Origin of the sequence: Streptomyces sp. NWU339 (assembly GCF_003143855.1) — a bacterium.
GTDB lineage: Bacteria > Actinomycetota > Actinomycetes > Streptomycetales > Streptomycetaceae > Streptomyces.
Map to the genome: position 1 here is coordinate 1 of NZ_QFRK01000166.1, position 1,934 is coordinate 1,934.

2 protein-coding genes and 1 pseudogene are annotated in these 1,934 nt (G+C 65.0%); 1 reads left to right on the forward strand and 2 read right to left on the reverse strand.

Annotated elements, in window-relative coordinates; translation table 11 throughout:
• Positions 1-218 (forward strand): annotated as a pseudogene (locus DIZ27_RS44980) (IS5/IS1182 family transposase); the annotation flags it as partial.
• A gap of 19 nt (positions 219-237) precedes the next feature.
• Here DIZ27_RS44980 and DIZ27_RS44985 read toward each other — a convergent pair.
• Together DIZ27_RS44985 and DIZ27_RS44990 are read right to left on the reverse strand one after the other, a co-directional pair.
• Positions 238-687, reverse strand: a complete 450-nt coding sequence (locus DIZ27_RS44985) for a DUF3592 domain-containing protein (RefSeq protein ID WP_109383990.1) — start codon at positions 685-687, stop codon at positions 238-240.
• A gap of 568 nt (positions 688-1,255) precedes the next feature.
• Positions 1,256-1,522, reverse strand: a complete 267-nt coding sequence (locus DIZ27_RS44990) for a hypothetical protein (RefSeq protein WP_146229169.1) — start codon at positions 1,520-1,522, stop codon at positions 1,256-1,258.
• Positions 1,523-1,934 lie beyond the last annotated feature (412 nt).

Here is a 1,934-nt window from a genome sequence, read left to right on the forward strand (position 1 = left end):
CCAACCGGAAGAAGAAGGGCTCCAGGGGCGGCCGGCCCGTCCGCCACGACGCCGACCTCTACAAGGAGAGGAACACCGTCGAGCGCCTGATCAACAAGCTGAAGGCCTGGCGAGGTATCGCCACCCGGTACGACAAGACCCCGGAGAGCTACCTCGCCGGCCTCCACCTGCGCGCCTCGATGATCTGGATCAAAGACCTCACCCGAGGCGCCCATTGATCACGACTCGATACGCGCCCTAGTCGCCGCCGTGCCGCTGCCCGTCCTGAGGAGTCCGGCCAGGCGTCGAGTCTGCGCGCCGCTGCCGCGCCACGAAGATCGCCGCCACGACCGACATCACCAGGAAGAGCAGGGCGCCCCCGCCCGACATCACCGCCAGCACGGCTGCCCCGCCGCCCCCGACATCCTCTTCACGGGCGACTACCTGTGGATCGTCCGCCTGGTATCGGACGGTCAGTCGAGCGCCGACGGAGCTCCTGCCGCCGCCGCTGCCTACCGGCAGATCCGCCACCACGGTCCGCCCAGCCGCCTCGAACTTGACCTGGCAATGACCCGCCATGCACGCGCCGCTCGTATGCAACGTCGCATGAGCCCGCTCGCCGTCTTGAAGGGAACGTAGATGCTGGGCCGCCGGAAACATCACCAGCACCGACAGCGCGCCCAGGAGCAGCGCGATCACCAGCGACATGAGGAAGGCCGTACGAGGCCCCAAGCCACCTGCGGCCGTGTTCTGCTGGTGCGCACTGGAGGCACCTGCGTTCGATATGCCGCCCAGGGCCCTCACCGTCCGTTTCAGTTGTGTCGAGGCGGTGCACCATGTCTCACGCGTGGGCTGCACCTCGTATCCATGTTGCTGAACAGGGTGAACAGTGCATTGAGTTGGCATCACGTGTTGATGTCGGCAACGAAGGCCGGCGGAGTCTCATTGGGCGAGTCAAGCTCCATTGAGCGCGATCAGTAGCCGAAGAAGTGACGCGGGGCCTCGCTGACCTGCGGCCTTCTGAGCGGCCAACGCTGTGACCTGCGGCTTAGCTGTCGACGGTTGTCAACGTTGGTCGCCTTCGGCTGCCCTCGGACGGCCCAGCAACGGCCCGACAGCAGGCCGATCACGGCGACTCTGCGGTCATGCATCACTGGCTCATGGCCATCGTCACCAGGCCGTTGTGGTTCAGCGTTGACCGGCATCGTTCACCTCTGTTGCTGTCAGGAGGTGATGTCAGGAAAAGGCGACCCCTTGACACACGGCCCGCTCGCGCTCAGCACTTCTCCTTCAGCACGTTGTGGAAGTTCTCGGCGAACTCGTCCTCCGACTCTGCTGATGGATACGAAGGGATGTGGATGGGGCGCTGTGGGTCGTGCGCGCGGTAAGCCTCGCAGTACTCCTGACGCTGCTCCTGGCTGCTCGCGTACCAGGCGCCTTCTGCCGGCGACCTGGGGGGCTGCAAGTCGGTCTTTTCCTGCGCACACCCTGCGAGCAGGGCGGCAGACAAGAGAACCACGGCGGCTATAGGTGCGAGTCTCATACGTTCTCCTGGTCGTGAGGTCGGCGGAGTGGCTTTGGGCTGGAGCTGCTTTGGGGCGAGTGATCATGGCCCCGTAAGCTTCCGGCGCGTCGGGCAGTCTGTGGACCTGCCCGTTAAAGCACGACGTTGGGGCCATGATCTTAGAGGCTCGCCCCAAAGTGGCTGCCTAAAGCCCAAGGCCGTGAAGTTACGGCTTGAGTGCGGGTGTCCAGGCGGCTGTGATCTGTGGGTTTGCCGGACGTGGGAAGCGGAGCCCCGGTAGGACTGGCAGTCGACCAAGACAACCGTCCACTCACCGGAGGCTCCGCTGGCCGGACAGTCTGCCATCACGCGTGTCGTCACGGTGGCCGAAGGGCTTTATGCACCGGGTCACTTGGGCGAGTTGACACGGATCGTTCCGTTCGAGCTGGTC